This window comes from Vibrio sagamiensis NBRC 104589, assembly GCF_007990935.1.
Taxonomy (GTDB): domain Bacteria; phylum Pseudomonadota; class Gammaproteobacteria; order Enterobacterales; family Vibrionaceae; genus Vibrio; species Vibrio sagamiensis.
Genome location: NZ_BJXJ01000014.1, coordinates 1 through 17,249 on the forward strand (window position 1 = coordinate 1; position 17,249 = coordinate 17,249).

The 17,249-nt window shown below is 43.4% G+C and carries 15 protein-coding genes; 13 read left to right on the plus strand and 2 right to left on the minus strand.

Features of this window, described 5'->3' with window-relative positions:
- Nucleotides 1-163: 163 nt before the first annotated feature.
- A complete protein-coding gene (locus VSA01S_RS08430; protein WP_039979804.1) occupies nucleotides 164-1,339 on the minus strand; it encodes a 2-octaprenyl-3-methyl-6-methoxy-1,4-benzoquinol hydroxylase in 1,176 nt (391 codons plus the stop codon).
- Nucleotides 1,340-1,643: 304 nt separating this feature from the next.
- On the opposite strand from VSA01S_RS08430, the gene miaB reads away from it, so the two are divergent.
- The 5 genes from miaB (at nucleotide 1,644) to lnt (ending at nucleotide 7,287) form a co-directional block, all read left to right on the plus strand.
- Nucleotides 1,644-3,068: a tRNA (N6-isopentenyl adenosine(37)-C2)-methylthiotransferase MiaB gene (gene miaB / locus VSA01S_RS08435; RefSeq protein ID WP_021711089.1), complete on the plus strand. Its 1,425-nt coding sequence runs from the start codon at nucleotides 1,644-1,646 to the stop codon at nucleotides 3,066-3,068.
- Nucleotides 3,069-3,138: 70 nt separating this feature from the next.
- Complete coding sequence (locus VSA01S_RS08440) at nucleotides 3,139-4,236, plus strand: PhoH family protein (RefSeq protein ID WP_039979796.1); 1,098 nt, start codon at nucleotides 3,139-3,141, stop codon at nucleotides 4,234-4,236.
- 7 nt (nucleotides 4,237-4,243) lie between these two features.
- Complete coding sequence (gene ybeY, locus VSA01S_RS08445) at nucleotides 4,244-4,708, plus strand: rRNA maturation RNase YbeY (RefSeq protein WP_039979795.1); 465 nt, start codon at nucleotides 4,244-4,246, stop codon at nucleotides 4,706-4,708.
- 95 nt (nucleotides 4,709-4,803) lie between these two features.
- On the plus strand, nucleotides 4,804-5,703 hold the full coding sequence (gene corC, locus VSA01S_RS08450; RefSeq protein ID WP_039979794.1) for a CNNM family magnesium/cobalt transport protein CorC: 900 nt from the start codon (nucleotides 4,804-4,806) through the stop codon (nucleotides 5,701-5,703).
- 36 nt (nucleotides 5,704-5,739) lie between these two features.
- Nucleotides 5,740-7,287: an apolipoprotein N-acyltransferase gene (gene lnt, locus VSA01S_RS08455; protein WP_039979793.1), complete on the plus strand. Its 1,548-nt coding sequence runs from the start codon at nucleotides 5,740-5,742 to the stop codon at nucleotides 7,285-7,287.
- A 137-nt stretch (nucleotides 7,288-7,424) separates the two neighbouring features.
- Here lnt and VSA01S_RS08460 read toward each other — a convergent pair whose 3' ends face one another.
- A complete protein-coding gene (locus VSA01S_RS08460) occupies nucleotides 7,425-7,895 on the minus strand; it encodes a zinc ribbon-containing protein (RefSeq protein WP_039979792.1) in 471 nt (156 codons plus the stop codon).
- A gap of 154 nt (nucleotides 7,896-8,049) precedes the next feature.
- On the opposite strand from VSA01S_RS08460, the gene leuS reads away from it, so the two are divergent.
- From leuS to VSA01S_RS08500, 8 genes are all read left to right on the plus strand, one after another.
- A complete protein-coding gene (gene leuS / locus VSA01S_RS08465; protein ID WP_039979791.1) occupies nucleotides 8,050-10,638 on the plus strand; it encodes a leucine--tRNA ligase in 2,589 nt (862 codons plus the stop codon).
- A 261-nt stretch (nucleotides 10,639-10,899) separates the two neighbouring features.
- Nucleotides 10,900-11,442, plus strand: a complete 543-nt coding sequence (locus VSA01S_RS08470; protein ID WP_039979790.1) for an LPS-assembly lipoprotein LptE — start codon at nucleotides 10,900-10,902, stop codon at nucleotides 11,440-11,442.
- A 5-nt stretch (nucleotides 11,443-11,447) separates the two neighbouring features.
- Nucleotides 11,448-12,467, plus strand: coding sequence for a DNA polymerase III subunit delta (gene holA, locus VSA01S_RS08475; protein ID WP_039979789.1), 1,020 nt, complete (start codon nucleotides 11,448-11,450; stop codon nucleotides 12,465-12,467).
- Nucleotides 12,468-12,552: 85 nt separating this feature from the next.
- On the plus strand, nucleotides 12,553-12,870 hold the full coding sequence (rsfS, locus tag VSA01S_RS08480) for a ribosome silencing factor (RefSeq protein ID WP_039979788.1): 318 nt from the start codon (nucleotides 12,553-12,555) through the stop codon (nucleotides 12,868-12,870).
- A gap of 4 nt (nucleotides 12,871-12,874) precedes the next feature.
- A complete protein-coding gene (gene rlmH, locus VSA01S_RS08485) occupies nucleotides 12,875-13,345 on the plus strand; it encodes a 23S rRNA (pseudouridine(1915)-N(3))-methyltransferase RlmH (protein ID WP_039979787.1) in 471 nt (156 codons plus the stop codon).
- 29 nt (nucleotides 13,346-13,374) lie between these two features.
- Entirely contained in the window at nucleotides 13,375-15,300 is a 1,926-nt protein-coding gene (mrdA, locus tag VSA01S_RS08490) for a penicillin-binding protein 2 (RefSeq protein ID WP_039979786.1), read from the plus strand.
- The gene (rodA, locus tag VSA01S_RS08495) at nucleotides 15,300-16,421 is read left to right on the plus strand and encodes a rod shape-determining protein RodA (RefSeq protein ID WP_039979785.1); all 1,122 of its coding nucleotides are present in this window, start codon (nucleotides 15,300-15,302) and stop codon (nucleotides 16,419-16,421) included. Before mrdA ends, rodA begins: the two co-directional genes overlap by 1 nt.
- A gap of 3 nt (nucleotides 16,422-16,424) precedes the next feature.
- Nucleotides 16,425-17,228, plus strand: coding sequence for a septal ring lytic transglycosylase RlpA family protein (locus VSA01S_RS08500; RefSeq protein ID WP_039979784.1), 804 nt, complete (start codon nucleotides 16,425-16,427; stop codon nucleotides 17,226-17,228).
- The last annotated feature ends 21 nt before the right edge of the window (nucleotides 17,229-17,249 follow it).

Genomic DNA, 17,249 nt, shown 5'->3' on the forward strand with positions numbered 1-17,249 from the left:
CATATGAAAACCCAGCATTTTTATGCTGGGTTTTTCTTTATCCATTTATTATTTTAACCCTCTGTTGAGCTAACCCGAATAGCGCTGTAGGTAATAACTTTAATGAAGCAATAAAAAACGAGCACATGGCTCGCTTTATTGTTTCTACCTCACCCCATTAAATTTACATACCCAGTGCGTACTTTAAGACTTGAGCTTTGAGTGGACCTGCATTCTCTGCCAGCTTTAGAGCAGCATTGCGGGCAAACTTCAAAGGACCTAAATCATTGCTAAAGCCTTTGTAGAAAATATCCATACCTGTTTGCATAAGCAAGTTATCAGGGCGACGAACACGCTCATACTGAGCTAACAAAGCATCACTGAGCACTTGTTGTTTATCGGTGATGGCTAATAATGCTTCAACATCTTTGAAGCCTAGGTTTACACCCTGTCCCGCAAGTGGATTAATTGTATGAGCCGAATCACCGACAAGAACACATTGCTTGTTCGAATAACGTTGTGCATGACGACGTGTCAATGGGAATGAACCCGACTGTAATACCTCGATATCGCCCAGCTCAGTAGGGAAATGACGTAGGATTTCTTCTCTCAATTGTGATTTCGTCATTGCACACAACTGTTTAATACGTTTTGGTGAGTCATACCAAACGAGAGATCCTTGCCCGATTTCTTGACCATCTTGAGATAAAGAGCATAAAGGTAAAAATGAACGAGGACCTGCCGGTGTAAATTGTTGCCAAGTAATATCTTGCTGTCCTTGTTCGGTCTTAACATTGATTAACATACAATGTTGACGATAATCCCAAGCCGTCACACCAATATCAGCCAACTGACGAACTTTAGAATTCGCCCCATCGGCACCAATAATCCAGCTTGCTTCAAATTGCTCACCACTTTCCAACGTGACAAGATGAACATCTGAAAACTCGATATCTTGTAAACGATCTGGGCACATAACCGTCAAATTATCGTGCTGAGTAAAGGTCTGCCAAAGACCCAACTGAATTAGGCGATTTTCAACAATATAGCCGAGTTGTGCGAGTGATAACTCATCGGAGTGGAAGCGAGTCCGACACTCAGGATGTTCCCACGTTTCTAAGCGACGGTAAGGACAAACACGCATTTTCTCAATTTCAGACCAGGCGCCTAATGAATCAAGCAATTTCACCGACTGGTGAGAAATTGCAGACACCCGAATATCCAGTGGTTGGCAAACATCAAAAGCTATCGGCTCTGCGCCCTCTACGACTACAACGCTTCTACCTTGCTTGGCAAACCCTACAGCCACGGCAGCTCCGACCATACCGCCCCCAATTATGGCGATGTCATACTTGTTCATTTTTTGCTCTTCATCGTATTGATTAATTGGCATTTATTAATTGTACTTTCCACCGCTGTTTTTACAAAATGATTTAACTAAAACCTTTCTATAAAATACTAATTTATCGCATTAAGTGCAGCATCTTAATGTGACTTAAGTGTAAAGTAAAAAACGAGATTTCATTAGGGTTTACAGAGAATTCATCAGATCACTAGTCAGGTGCTTTTTAAAGCAGTACAATACGCGGCTTACCGCTATAAAGGCGGCTATAATTTGAGCAATAGCTCTCTAAATTTAAGAACAACACAACGAGCGAAGTGAGATGAGTAAGAAACTGCTAATTAAAACCTGGGGCTGCCAGATGAACGAATACGATTCATCTAAAATGGCCGACCTGCTTAATGCTGCAAATGGCTACGAGCTAACTGAAGAGCCAGAGGAAGCAGACGTTCTTCTACTTAACACCTGTTCGATCCGCGAAAAAGCACAAGAAAAAGTGTTCCACCAGCTTGGTCGTTGGAAAACACTAAAAGATAAAAAATCTGGCGTTGTTATTGGTGTGGGCGGCTGTGTGGCGACCCAAGAAGGTGATCACATCCGTGAACGCGCACCATATGTGGATGTTATTTTTGGCCCACAAACACTTCACCGTCTACCTGAGATGATCAAACAATCTCAGTCAGATGACGCTCCTGTAATGGATATTTCATTCCCAGAAATCGAGAAATTCGACCGCTTACCTGAGCCTAAGGCTGAAGGAGCAACCGCTTTTGTTTCTATTATGGAAGGCTGTTCTAAGTACTGTACTTATTGTGTCGTTCCATACACTCGTGGTGAAGAAGTCAGCCGTCCAATGGACGACGTGCTTTACGAAATAGCACAGCTTGCTGAGCAAGGTGTTCGTGAAGTAAACCTACTTGGCCAAAACGTCAATGCTTACCGTGGTCCAATGCATGATGGCGAGATTTGTTCATTTGCTGAATTACTGCGTCTTGTGGCGTCTATTGATGGTATTGACCGTATTCGTTTCACAACCAGCCATCCTCTAGAATTCACTGATGATATCATCGCTGTATATGAAGATACGCCTGAACTAGTGAGCTTCCTTCACTTGCCAGTACAAAGCGGCAGTGATCGTATCCTTACCATGATGAAACGTCCTCATACAGGTATTGAATACAAATCGATCATTCGTAAGCTACGTAAAGCTCGCCCAGACATTCAAATCAGTTCAGATTTCATTGTCGGTTTCCCTGGAGAAACAGACAAAGATTTCCAAGATACAATGAAACTGATTAAAGACGTTGATTTTGACATGAGCTTTAGCTTTATCTTCTCTCCTCGTCCGGGCACTCCTGCAGCAGATTACCCGTGTGATCTATCTGAACAAGTGAAAAAAGAACGTCTATACGAGCTACAGCACACCATTAATGGCCAAGCAATGCGTTATTCACGCCTTATGCTAGGTACAGAGCAGCGTGTACTGGTTGAAGGCCCATCGAAGAAGAACTTGATGGAACTTCGTGCTCGTACAGAGAACAACCGTGTTGTAAACTTTGAAGGCAACGCAGAGCTTATCGGTCAGTTTGTTGACGTTAAAATTACCGATGTATTTGCTAACTCACTTCGCGGTGAATTAGTACGTACAGAAAAAGATATGGACCTTCGTAGTGTGATTTCACCAACGCAAATGATGGCGAAAACACGTCGCGAAGATGAGCTAGGTGTAGCTACTTTTACGCCATAAGCTCTTAAAAAGCCATGTGAGCCTGGTCGTTATCAGGCTCACCCATCATGGCAAATAATGAGAGGCAACATTGAGCAATAAAATCGTAACGCTAGAAATCAATCTAGAACCTTCCGACAACCGCCGACTTGCAAGTTTGTGCGGCCCATTCGATGACAATATCAAGCATTTAGAACGCAGACTAGGCGTTGAGATAAACCATCGTAGCGATCTTTTTACCATTGTCGGTAAACCACATACTGCAGCCGCTGCACTTGATATTCTGAAGTCCCTGTATGTTGATACTGCAACAGTTCGTGGCGAAACACCCGATATTGAACCAGAGCAAATTCACTTAGCGATTAAAGAATCTGGCGTATTAGAACAAAATACCGACTCTGACCTCGCGCATGGCAAAGAAGTTTTCGTTAAAACGAAAAAAGGCGTGATTAAGCCACGTACACCCAATCAAGCTCAATACTTGATCAACATGGTCACCCATGATATCACCTTCGGTATTGGTCCTGCGGGTACAGGTAAAACTTACCTAGCCGTCGCGGCTGCTGTAGATGCATTAGAACGTCAAGAGATCCGTCGTATTCTATTAACTCGACCAGCCGTTGAAGCGGGTGAAAAACTGGGCTTCCTACCTGGAGACCTAAGCCAGAAAGTTGACCCTTATTTACGTCCTCTGTATGACGCTTTATTTGAAATGTTGGGTTTTGAGCGAGTAGAAAAGCTGATTGAACGTAACGTGATAGAGGTTGCACCTCTTGCTTACATGCGTGGTCGTACTTTGAACGACGCCTTCATCATTCTAGACGAAAGCCAAAACACCACGGTAGAGCAAATGAAGATGTTCTTGACCCGTATAGGCTTTAACTCGCGCGCAGTGATTACAGGTGACGTCACTCAGATTGACTTACCACGTGGGGCAAAATCTGGCCTTCGTCACGCAATCGAAGTGCTCAGCGAAGTCGATGACATCAGCTTTAACTTTTTCCAAGCAGACGATGTTGTTCGTCACCCAGTTGTCGCCAGAATCGTCAATGCCTACGAAAAGTGGGAAGCACAAGACCAAAAAGAGCGCAAAGAGTTCGAGAAACGTCGCCGCGAGGAGCGTGATGCCAAATTACTCGAAGCGGCAAAAGCGGAGCTAAACTCACAAGTCGCCGCGACTAAGGAATAACATAACCATGGCAATTGAACTTGATTTGCAACTGGCAGTCGAAAACCAAGAAAACCTACCTTCAGAACAAGATTTTCAGCATTGGTTAGATAAAACTATTCCTCTTTTTCAACCTCAAGCTGAGTTAACCATTCGCATTGTTGATGAAAAAGAGAGCCACGAACTAAACTACGAATATCGCGGTAAAAATAAGTCGACTAATGTACTTTCTTTCCCATTTGAAGTACCACCGGGCATAGAAATGGACCTACTGGGTGACTTGATCATTTGCCGCCAAGTAGTTGAAAAAGAGGCCCTAGAGCAGAATAAGCCTTTGCTAGCACATTGGGCTCATATGGTTGTACATGGCAGCTTGCATCTGCTAGGTTATGATCATATTGAGGATGACGAAGCTGAAGAGATGGAGTCCCTCGAAACAGAAATCATGCAAGGTATGGGATATCAAGACCCATACTTAGCTGAAAAAGAGTAGTCATTCACTGCTCGACAGGTAAAGGCGAGATTCAACCTTATCGCCTTTCAACGTGAGCTATCACACATCTGATAGCGTTACTTAATTGAGAAACAATGAACGAAGATAATTCTCCTTCTTCTAATGAAGATAAGAAAGAAAAGGCGGAAGGTCCGAGTAGAAAGTCCTTCTTTGAACGTCTAGGTCAACTATTTCAAGGCGAGCCAAAAGATCGCCAAGAACTCGTGGATGTCATTCGCGACTCTGAAGTCAATGACCTTATCGACCACGACACTCGAGATATGCTTGAAGGTGTCATGGAGATTTCCGAAATGCGTGTGCGTGACATTATGATACCGCGCTCGCAAATGGTGACTGTTGAGCGTACTGACGATCTTGATACCTTGATCGCTCTTATTACAGATGCTCAACACTCTCGCTATCCTGTGATTAGCGAAGACAAAGACCATGTGGAAGGCATTCTATTAGCGAAGGACTTACTTAAATACCTAGGTTCAGGCAGTAGCCCGTTTGATATTGAGGCAGTAATTCGACCTGCTGTTGTGGTACCAGAGAGTAAGCGAGTCGATCGCTTACTTAAAGAGTTCCGCGAAGAACGTTATCATATGGCAATCGTAGTGGATGAATTCGGTGGTGTTTCCGGCCTTGTCACTATCGAAGATATTCTCGAAGAGATTGTCGGGGATATTGAAGATGAGTTCGACGACGATGAAGAAACGGATATCCGTAAACTCAGTAAGCATACTTTTGCTGTCAGAGCCTTAACAACCATTGAAGAGTTTAATGAAACCTTCGGCACTCACTTTAGCGATGAAGAAGTTGATACTGTGGGTGGTATGGTAATGACAGCATTTGGCCACCTTCCTACTCGTGGCGAAATCGTTGAAATCGAAGCTTACAGTTTTAAAGTAACTGCAGCTGATAACCGTCGAATCATTCAGCTTCAAGTGACAATTCCAGATACGGAAACACTGGTTGAAGCTGCTCAAGAGTAACGCACTCCCCTAACTACGGGAATTTCATAAAATAAAATGATGAATCAAGCTTTTCATCGCCTCAAGCGGCCCTTAGTGGCCGCTTTTGTTGGCGCCTCCACCACCCTAGCTTTTGCCCCTTATCAACTTTGGCCATTAGCCATTATCAGCCCGGCAATCTTGCTTATATTGCTTGGCAATCAACCTCCTAAACGAGCGATGTGGATCGGCTATGCTTGGGGACTTGGCCAATTTTCCGCAGGTATTAGTTGGGTATATGTCAGTATTTCTGGTTTTGGCGGAATGCCTCTTATCGCCAACCTATTTCTAATGGCCTTGTTGGTCGCCTATTTAGCTGTCTATGCCGGGCTTTTTGCTTGGCTCAAAAACCGTTTTTTTGCTCAACCTAGCCTAACTAGCACTTTGCTTGCTGCACCCGCTTTATGGCTAGTCACAGATTGGCTACGTGGTTGGGTAATGACTGGGTTCCCATGGCTATGGCTCGGTTATAGCCAAATTGATGCACCTTTGGCCAGTTTTGCGCCGATAGGAGGCGTAGAATTAATCACCTTAATGATGCTAATAAGTGCGGGAGCTCTCGCTTATGCCTGGTTTCATAAACAATGGTTAATGCTTCTAATCCCTGCGGTTATCATCAGTTCAGGTTACGGCATTCGTCAGCATGACTGGGTTACTCCAAGAATTGAAGACACAACGAAAGTCGCTCTCATCCAAGGTAATGTTGACCAAAATTTAAAATGGCGTCCAAGTGAGCGTTGGCCAACCATAATGAAGTACACAGACTTAACCCGAGAAAATTGGGATGCCGACATCATTATCTGGCCAGAAGCGGCAATTCCAGCGTTTGAAAATGAAGTACCTACGTTTCTTACTAATATCGATAAAGCAGCTAAACAAAACAACAGCGCGATTATTACTGGTGTTGTAAACCAAGACAATGATGGTCAATTTTATAACAGTATCTTATCACTCGGTGTTAACCCTTATGGCGACTACCATTTTGATATGAATCAACGTTATCATAAACATCACCTCTTGCCTTTTGGTGAATTTGTCCCGCTAGAAGATTTTTTACGCCCACTCGCACCATTTTTTAACCTGCCAATGTCATCATTCAGCCGAGGAAGCTTTGTCCAAGACAACATCGTGGCAAATGACAGGCATACTGCTCCAGCACTGTGTTATGAAATCATATTTAGCGAGCAAGTGCGGCAAAACGTCACATCGGAGACCGATTTTATTCTGACACTCTCTAATGATGCTTGGTTTGGCCACTCTATTGGGCCATTACAACACATGGAAATAGCCCGAATGCGAGCATTAGAGCTAGGTAAACCACTTATTCGTTCAACTAACAATGGCGTGACTGCGGTAACCGATCACAAAGGTAAAATTATCGAACAGATTCCTCAATTTGAAACCGCAGTGTTAAGAGCTGAGCTGACTCCAACCAGAGGGCAAACGCCTTATCATGCTGTCGGCAGTTGGCCTTTATACTTCTGGGTGACTTTCAGTTTACTGTTAGCTTGGTGCAGAAATCATCTCAGCAGCCGAAAACAAATACAAGCCACTTGCGCCGGGTAGTCAAATCAGCTCGAAAGGTCAATCTTCCCGGCAATAACAAAGTCGCAGGGGTTGGAATAAAACAGTAGAGAATCGCCATTTCTCTACTGTTTTTACCTAAAGATTAAGCACTTATGGCAATTAAAAGATCAACAAGTTTAAGGCTGGAGTGCCTGGCGGCTAAAGCTGGTGTGGTTACACTTGATGCAAGGAATGATAACTGTAGGATGGTTGTAGGGAGTTTTATGGCCACATTTATCACAAATTAACACTCCAAGACCAATCACTTCTCCAGCTTCATAAAGCCCTTGATGCTTTAAATCATCAAAAAACTCTACCCACTCCACTTGAGTTCTATCGGTAATTTCGAGCAAACCATGCCATATTGAGTTAGTGACAGTATGATAAAAAGAACTTTTCTTACTTTCTTCATAGCTATCAGCGAATTCTTTTAAATCAGCTTTAACATAAGCTGAAATGAGCGCAAGTTCATCTTTAGTCATGTTATTAGCAGCTTCGACTACTTTCCCTGATGTCTCAAAAACTTTGTTCACTTCTTCAGGGCTGTGCTTCAAAGTTTCAATGACATTCTCCAAGACTTCCTCATAATCGGTTTTACGTTTTGGCATTACTGACCTCCATCTTTCCTACATCACCGTGACGAAAGAGTGTCTCGGTATCGATTGGCTATTGTTGTGCTCACTCGCTTTAGGTATTCTATGACGATCTATTTAAGTCTGTTCTAACCGAACTCACAAATTCCAAGATAAACGGATACCACCGATGCAAGAACAATACAATCCACAAGACATTGAACAAAGAGTTCAAAAGCACTGGGATGACAACAAAACCTTTGTTGTAAGTGAAGACCCAAATAAAGATAAATTCTACTGCCTATCGATGTTCCCATACCCAAGTGGTCGACTGCATATGGGTCACGTACGTAACTACACCATCGGTGACGTCGTATCTCGTTTCCAACGCCTGCAAGGCAAAAACGTCATGCAACCGATCGGCTGGGATGCGTTTGGCCTTCCCGCTGAAAATGCTGCGGTTAAAAACAACACCGCCCCTGCCCCTTGGACTTACGAAAACATCGAATACATGAAAAATCAGCTAAAACTGCTTGGGTTTGGCTACGATTGGAATCGTGAATTCGCAACATGTACACCTGAGTACTACCGTTGGGAACAAGAGTTCTTCACTAAGCTTTACGAGAAAGGTCTGGTTTACAAGAAGACTTCTTCTGTTAACTGGTGTCCAAACGACCAAACTGTTCTTGCAAACGAGCAGGTTGAAGATGGCTGCTGCTGGCGTTGTGACACGCCTGTAGAGCAAAAAGAAATTCCTCAGTGGTTCATCAAGATCACAGAATACGCTCAAGAACTGCTTGACGATCTAGACAAGCTTGAAGGTTGGCCAGAAATGGTGAAAACCATGCAGCGCAACTGGATCGGTCGTTCTGAAGGTGTTGAACTGCGATTTGCCTTAAAAGACAGTGAAGTGAAAGGTCAACAAGACCTAGAAGTTTACACAACTCGTCCAGACACACTAATGGGTGTCACTTACGTTGGTATAGCAGCAGGTCACCCTCTCGCCGCTATCGCAGCCGAGAACAACCCAGAACTTGCAGCATTCATCGAAGAGTGTAAGAACACCAAAGTAGCAGAAGCTGAGCTTGCGACAATGGAGAAGAAAGGTATGGCAACAGGCCTTACTGCAATTCACCCATTGAACGGCCGTGAAGTTCCTGTTTACGTAGCAAACTTCGTGCTGATGGACTACGGTACAGGCGCGGTAATGGCAGTACCAGCGCACGACCAACGTGACTTTGAGTTTGCAACGAAATACGGCCTAGACATCGTGCCTGTTATCAAGCCTGCTGACGGTAGCGAACTTGACGTATCGGAGGCGGCCTACACAGAGAAAGGTGTCCTATTCGACTCTGGGGAGTTTGATGGTCTTGCTTTCCAAGAAGCGTTCGACGCAATTGCTGCGAAGCTAGAAGCAGAAGGCAAAGGTACTAAGACAGTTAACTTCCGTCTGCGTGACTGGGGTGTATCTCGTCAACGTTACTGGGGCGCACCAATCCCAATGGTCACCACAGAAGACGGTGAAGTTCACCCAGTGCCAGCTGACCAGCTACCTGTTATTCTTCCAGAAGATGTGGTCATGGACGGCGTAACCAGCCCAATCAAAGCAGACAAAGAGTGGGCTAAGACCACCTTCAACGGCGAACCTGCTCTACGTGAAACAGACACGTTCGATACGTTCATGGAGTCTTCTTGGTACTATGCACGTTACTGTTCACCGCAAGCCGATGACATCCTCGACCCAGAAAAAGCAAACTACTGGCTCCCTGTAGACCAGTATATTGGAGGTATCGAGCACGCTTGTATGCACCTACTGTACTCACGTTTTTTCCACAAACTGCTACGTGATGCCGGCTACGTCACATCTGACGAACCATTCAAGCAACTACTATGTCAAGGTATGGTTCTAGCAGACGCGTTCTACTTCGATAACGGGAAAGGCGGTAAAGAGTGGATTGCACCAACAGATGTTGCTGTTGAGCGTGATGGTAAAGGCCGTATCACGTCGGCTAAAGACAACGAAGGTCGTGACGTTAATCACTCGGGCATGATCAAAATGTCTAAGTCGAAAAACAACGGTATTGATCCTCAAGAAATGGTCGACAAGTACGGCGCTGATACTGTGCGCCTCTTCATGATGTTCGCATCTCCAGCTGACATGACATTAGAATGGCAAGAATCTGGCGTTGAAGGTGCTAACCGATTCCTAAAACGTGTATGGAAACTGGTTAATGCACACTCTTCAAAAGGTACAGCAGAATCCGTTGATGCCGCGGCACTTTCTGGTGACCAAAAAGCGCTTCGTCGTGACGTTCATAAGACCATCGCGAAAGTGACGGATGATATCGATCGTCGTCAAACCTTCAACACTGCAATTGCAGCAATCATGGAACTGATGAACAAGCTAGCGAAAGCTCCTCAAGAATCAGTACAAGATCGCGCCATTCTTGATGAAGCATTAAAAGCGGTAGTTGCTATGCTTTATCCAATCACTCCGCACATCTCATACGAGCTATGGGCTGCGCTAGGTGAGGCAGACATCGATAACGCCGTATGGCCAACGTTCGATGAGAAAGCGTTGGTTGAAGATGAAAAGACTATCGTTGTAATGATCAACGGTAAACTACGTGCGAAGCTAACAGTGGCTGCTGACGCAACAGAAGAACAGGTGCGTGAACTTGGTCTTAAGGATGAAAATGCGAAGAAGTTCCTAGATGGCCTAACGATCCGTAAAGTCATTTTTGTTCCTGGTAAACTTCTGAACATTGTTGCGAACTAATTAACACAAATACCAACCTGAATAAGCGCATGTTTAGCTTGTTTGGGTTGGTCACATTTTTGTAGTTACTACGCAGAACATGAATTAAAAGTCATCATAGCAGAGCCAGATTACTGTTCTGCTATAAACCTTACTGAGCATGAACTTTAGTCTCATTAAGTGTTAACTCTTTACCTTAGTCCATTTTAGTAATGTTCTTTCGTGGTTTAAGGTAAATCGTTTTAAGGTAAATTCCCAATCAATTTAGGATGAAAACAATCAATGCGCTCTTTCTCTTTGTTTCAACGCTTCATGATACTGGTATTAACTGGACTACTCTCGGCCTGTGGTTTTCACCTTCGTGGTAATTACGATGTCCCACAAGAACTTCATAAGATATCTTTCTCAAGCTATGACCAATACAGTGCCTTAACACGCAATGTTCTTGCACAACTTAAACTCAACAAAGTGGCCATTTTTCCGGCTTCCGACAATATGCCAAAACTGCACTTAACAAGTGCAAAATTGACTGAGCGCACATTATCTCTTTATCCTAACAGCAGCGCGGCAGAAAAAGAGCTGACTTATGTAGTGAAATATCAAGTCACATTACCTAGCTTAGGTGTACAATACTTTACCACCACGGTAAACCGCAATTACCTTGATAACCCTCTTGCAGCACTTGCAAAATCCGTAGAGCGTGAAGTAATTGAAGAGGAAATGCGCGAACAAGCAGCACAACAAATGATGCGCCAATTAGGTCGTATTGGTGCTGATTATGAGCATGGCAAACTGATTTCTGAATCTCAACCAACTGCACAATAATTATTATGCGAATTTTTGCAGATAAGCTGACAGATCATCTCTCCAAACATGTTAAGCAAATTTACCTGATCTTTGGTAATGAACCTCTACTCATTCAAGAAAGCCGTGATGCGATTCAAACTATGGCTTACCAACAAGGTTTTGAAGAGAGGCACCGTTTTGCCGTTGATGCCAGCTTAGATTGGAATCAAGTTTATGATTGTTTTCAGGCACTAAGCCTTTTCTCAAACCGCCAATTGATTGAACTAGAGCTACCCGAAAGTGGCGTAAATGCAACGGTAAGTAAAGAGCTACTTGCCTTATATGACATGCTTCACGATGACATCATGTTAGTGATTGTTGGAACAAAGTTAACCAAAGCACAAGAAAATGCCAAATGGTTCAAAACTCTGAGTAATAAAGGAGATTGGGTTAGCTGCCTTACGCCAGACCTTCAACGTTTACCTACGTTCGTCCAAGCTCGTTGCCGTACATTGAACTTGAAAGCTGATCAACAATCATTGCAAATGTTGGCACAATGGCATGAAGGTAATTTATTCGCCTTATCACAAAGTTTAGAGAAGCTGGCTTTGCTTTACCCCGATGGTGAACTGACGATTATACGATTAGAAGAAGCCCTCAGTCGACATAACCATTTCACCATTTTCCATTGGGTCGACGCCCTACTTGCTGGAAAAGCAAACCGAGCACAACGCATCCTACATCAACTTGAAGCGGAAGGGATAGAAAGTATCATTTTGATCCGCAGCATACACAAAGAGTTCAGTCAGCTAATCGACATGCACCAAGATTTAACGGGTATGAGCATGAGTCAATTGTTTGAAAAGCGTCGGATATGGCAAAATAAGCGGCCATTGTATAATGCAGCCCTAACTCGCCTTTCCCCGCAACGCCTCTACTCACTTTTATCACTACTGACGCAAGCTGAAATTCAAGCCAAGACTCAGTATGGACAGTCTGTTTGGCCAACAATCCACCAATTAAGTTTGGAAAGCTGCTCACCTGATATTAAGCTAGGCAGATAAAAGATAAAGCATGCTATAGTTCATGCCTCATTTTACTAGACTCAATCAAGATACTCATAAATTATACATACTGAGGAAACCCCGAGTGCTTCGCGAAGAACTTAAAGACTTTTTGGCTGATAAAGCCGACGATATGAAAGCTGAAAAAATTACCGTACTGAATGTAGAAGGAAAATCCAGTGTGACTGATTACATGATCATTTGTACTGGTACTTCTAAGCGCCACGTCTCATCCATTGCCGATCACGTTGCATCGGAGGTTAAAAAAATTGGATTAGAGCCACTTGGTATGGAAGGCGAAAATGAAGGAGAGTGGGTTGTGCTCGATATGGGTGATGCTATGCTCCACGTTATGCAAGAAGAACATCGCTCTCTTTATCAATTAGAAAAACTCTGGGGTTAGTTTCTTGAAAATTCAATTAATTGCTGTCGGAACAAAAATGCCTAAGTGGGTCGAAGAAGGATTCCAAGAGTACCGTCGTCGCTTCCCTCATGACATGCCACTGGAACTGATTGAAATAACAGCTGGGAAACGAGGAAAAAACGCCGATATCACTCGTATTTTGCAAAAAGAAGGCGAGGCCATGTTAGCAGCGGTACCAAAAGGTAACCGCATCGTTACACTAGATATTCCTGGAAAAAAGTGGGATACCCCTCAGCTTGCTGAGCAATTGGAAGCATGGAAATTAGATGCTAGAGATGTGTCCATTTTGATTGGTGGTCCAGAGGGACTAGCCCCAGCTTGTAAAGCTGCAGCAGATCAAAGCTGGTCACTTTCTGCCTTAACTCTACCACATCCACTTGTGCGTATCGTCATGGCGGAAAGTTTATACCGAGCTTGGAGCATTACAGCTAATCACCCTTACCACCGCGAATAATCGCCATTCATCTGTAGAGACCAGCGTTCATGATTGGTAAACGCCGCAGTCAAATTAGAGATTATCAAGCTGAAGCACATCTGTTCTCCAGGCGTGCTATCGTCGCTTTTTTAGGCATTGTTATTGCGCTATGCCTTTTGATTGTCAATATGTATCACATTCAGATAAATCAATTTGATGACTACAAAACGCGCTCTAATGACAATCGCATCAAAGTGGTCCCTATTGCCCCAAATCGTGGCTTAATTTATGACCGTAATGGTGTGCTTCTGGCAGAAAATCGACCAGTTTTCAACTTAGAACTTACCCCTGAAAAAGTTGAAAATATGGATAAAACCATTAAGGAACTACAAGCTCTTCTTGATATTACTCCAGAGCAAATCGAACGTTTTCACCGTGAGCGTAAACGAACAAGACGCTTTAAATCGGTTCCATTACTCACTCAACTCAATGAAGATCAAGTCGCCACCTTTTCGGTAAACCAATATCGTTTTACAGGCGTTGAAATCAGCGCCACGTTGAAACGCTATTATCCATACGGTGACGTACTAACCCATGTTATTGGCTATGTATCACGCATTAATGATCGAGATCTACAACGTTTAATCCGAGAAGACAAAAACGCCAACTACCAAGCAACTCGTGATATTGGCAAACTAGGCATTGAAAAATACTATGAAGACCTTTTGCACGGCACTGCTGGTTATCAAGAAGTAGAAGTAAACAGTCGCGGACGAGTGATAAGGACGCTTAAGTACATGCCTCCAGTAGCAGGGAAAGATATCGTCTTAAACCTCGATATCAAGCTGCAGTTATATTTGTACGAATTATTGGATGGAAGACGTGGTAGTGCTGTGGTTCTGGATCCAAAAGACAATGGTGTACTTGCCATGGTTTCAAGTCCAAGCTACGATCCTAATGCTTTTGTTCATGGTATTTCAGGCAAAGCCTATAACAAGTTACTTAATGATAGTGACCGCCCACTTGTAAACCGAACCACACTAGGTATATATCCCCCAGCTTCAACTATTAAGCCATTTATGGCGGTTGCTGCTCTAGAAGAAGGTGTCGTCACACCAAAAACTACACGTAATGATCCGGGTTATTGGCGGATTCCAAATTCCGATACCCGTCCATTCCGTGATTGGCTTCGGTGGGGACATGGACGCGTAGATATCATCAAATCCATTGAAGAATCCGTGGATACTTTCTTCTATCAAATTGCTTATGATATGGGTATCGACCGTATTTCCAATTGGATGAGGATGTTTGGATTTGGTGATTATACTGGCATTGATATTCACGAAGAAAGTATGGCTAACATGCCTACCCGTGATTGGAAAATGGCCCGTCATAAAACACCTTGGTATAAAGGTGATACTATTCCTGTAGGTATCGGTCAAGGTTATTGGACTGCTACTCCAATGCAAATTGCTAAAGCGACATCGGTCTTGATCAATCAAGGTTCCGTAACAGCACCGCACTTACTCAAAGCAACCATCAATAATGGGGAGACGTTTGAACAGCAAACTATGTCTGAGTATGTCACCTACCCACCGATTGAAAATGTCCCTCAGCATTACTGGCAACTTGCTAAAGAAGGCATGCGCCTAGTTAATCATGGCTCGAAAGGTACTGCGCGACGAGCTTTTACGGATAGCTCTTACCAAACTGGTGGTAAATCAGGTACTGCACAAGTTTTTGGTTTAGGTGAAGATGAAGAATATAAAGCAGACGAAGTCGCGGAACATTTAAGAGATCACGCTCTCTACACTGGATTTGCACCTTTCGATAATCCAGAGCTCATCGTCACTGTAGTTCTTGAAAATGCTGGAGGTGGCTCAAGTAACGGGGCTCCTGTCGTGAGGAAAATCTTTGATCATGTTCTCCTTGGTAGCAAAGAAAGTAACGCCACAACAGGGCTAACAGATGAGCAACAAGAGGTAATAGAATAATGAAAATGGATCCATCAACGGGTAAGAATCGCTCTCTCTTTGAGCGCATTCATATTGATTTACCACTTTTACTCGGCATCCTAGCCTTAATGGGGTTTGGTCTTGTTATTATGTACAGTGCAAGTGGTCAAAACCTTGAAATGATGGACAGACAGGCTGCACGTATGGGACTATCACTTGTGATCATGATTGTACTGGCACAACTATCTCCTAGAAGCTACGAAGGTGTAGCACCATTAATGTTTATTGCTGGCGTTATCTTACTTTTAGGCGTTCTCTTTTTTGGTGAAGCATCAAAAGGCGCTCAGCGATGGCTAAATTTAGGTTTTGTCCGATTTCAGCCTTCAGAGCTACTTAAGTTGGCCGTGCCTTTAATGGTTGCGAGATTCATCGGCCGTCAACCTCTTCCACCAACTTTTAGAACCTTAATCGTGGCGCTTATCCTTGTCTGTTTACCGACGATTCTCATTGCTAAGCAACCAGATTTAGGCACTTCGATCCTGATTGCAGCTTCCGGTATCTTTGTGATTTTCTTAGCGGGTATCAGCTGGAAAATTATCATAGCGGCTGCGCTGGCATTAGGTGGGTTTATCCCAATCCTATGGTTCTTCTTAATGCGAGAATATCAAAAGGTTCGTGTTCGAACATTATTTAATCCAGAATCCGATCCTCTAGGGGCTGGTTACCACATTATTCAGAGTAAAATTGCAATAGGCTCCGGTGGTATATCAGGAAAAGGTTGGTTGCAAGGTACTCAATCACAATTAGAATTTCTCCCAGAAAGACACACTGACTTTATCTTCGCTGTGATTGCAGAAGAATGGGGAATGATTGGCTTTCTGGGACTTCTCAGCATTTATTTATTCATTATTGGCCGAGGTTTGTATCTTGCTAGTCAAGCACAAACTGCTTTTGGACGTATGATGGCAGGCAGTATTGTACTAAGCTTCTTTGTTTACATTTTTGTTAACATAGGCATGGTAAGTGGTATTCTACCCGTCGTTGGCGTTCCTTTACCGCTGATAAGCTATGGAGGTACCTCAATGGTAACTCTTATGGCAGGGTTTGGCATTCTCATGTCAATTCATACGCACCGCAAAGCATTCTCTAAGGCGACCTAGACCATGCAAAAACAATCATTATATTCACTCATCTTTTGTACGCTGATTTTGACGGGGTGCTCTACGCCCAGTAAAAAAGAGCCACAAGGACGATATGAACTTGAAAATGATGTAGCACCAACAAACCCTTTATCTGTGGAACATATTGAGGATGCACACCCTCAATACGAACCCTACAGCTTAGGTGGCAATCGTGACTACCACCTGCGTGGCCAAAGTTATAAAATCATCAAAGACACGAAAGAATTCAAACAATCTGGTCGAGCCTCTTGGTATGGTAAAAAGTTTCAGGGACATTTGACTTCAAATGGTGAAATCTATGATATGTATTCCATGACAGCGGCACATAAAACCTTACCATTGCCAAGTTTTGTCAAAGTGACCAATACCGATAATGGCAAATCAACCATTGTGCGTGTCAACGATCGGGGTCCCTTTCACCCTGGACGCATTATAGACCTTAGCTATGCTGCGGCCTCTAAATTAGACGTCATCAAAACAGGTACTGCTAATGTAGAGATAGAAGTAATCACTGTTGAGAGGCCAACGAATAAAACTGCTTTAGAGGCTCATCCCAAGTACGTTATTCAAGTAGCATCTTCAACTGATAAAAAACGTACTAAAACTTTGGCAACAAAAGTCGGTCAACAATTATCAACAGATACTTTCATAGAAAGCACGAGTACGAAACATCGTTTAATGTTAGGGCCATTTAATGATCATTCACTTACCCTATCAATACTAAGTAAAGTAAAATCACTTGGATACTCAACAGCATTTATAAAAAAACACAAACTTGACAAATAACCTATGGATCGCGAGTATCTA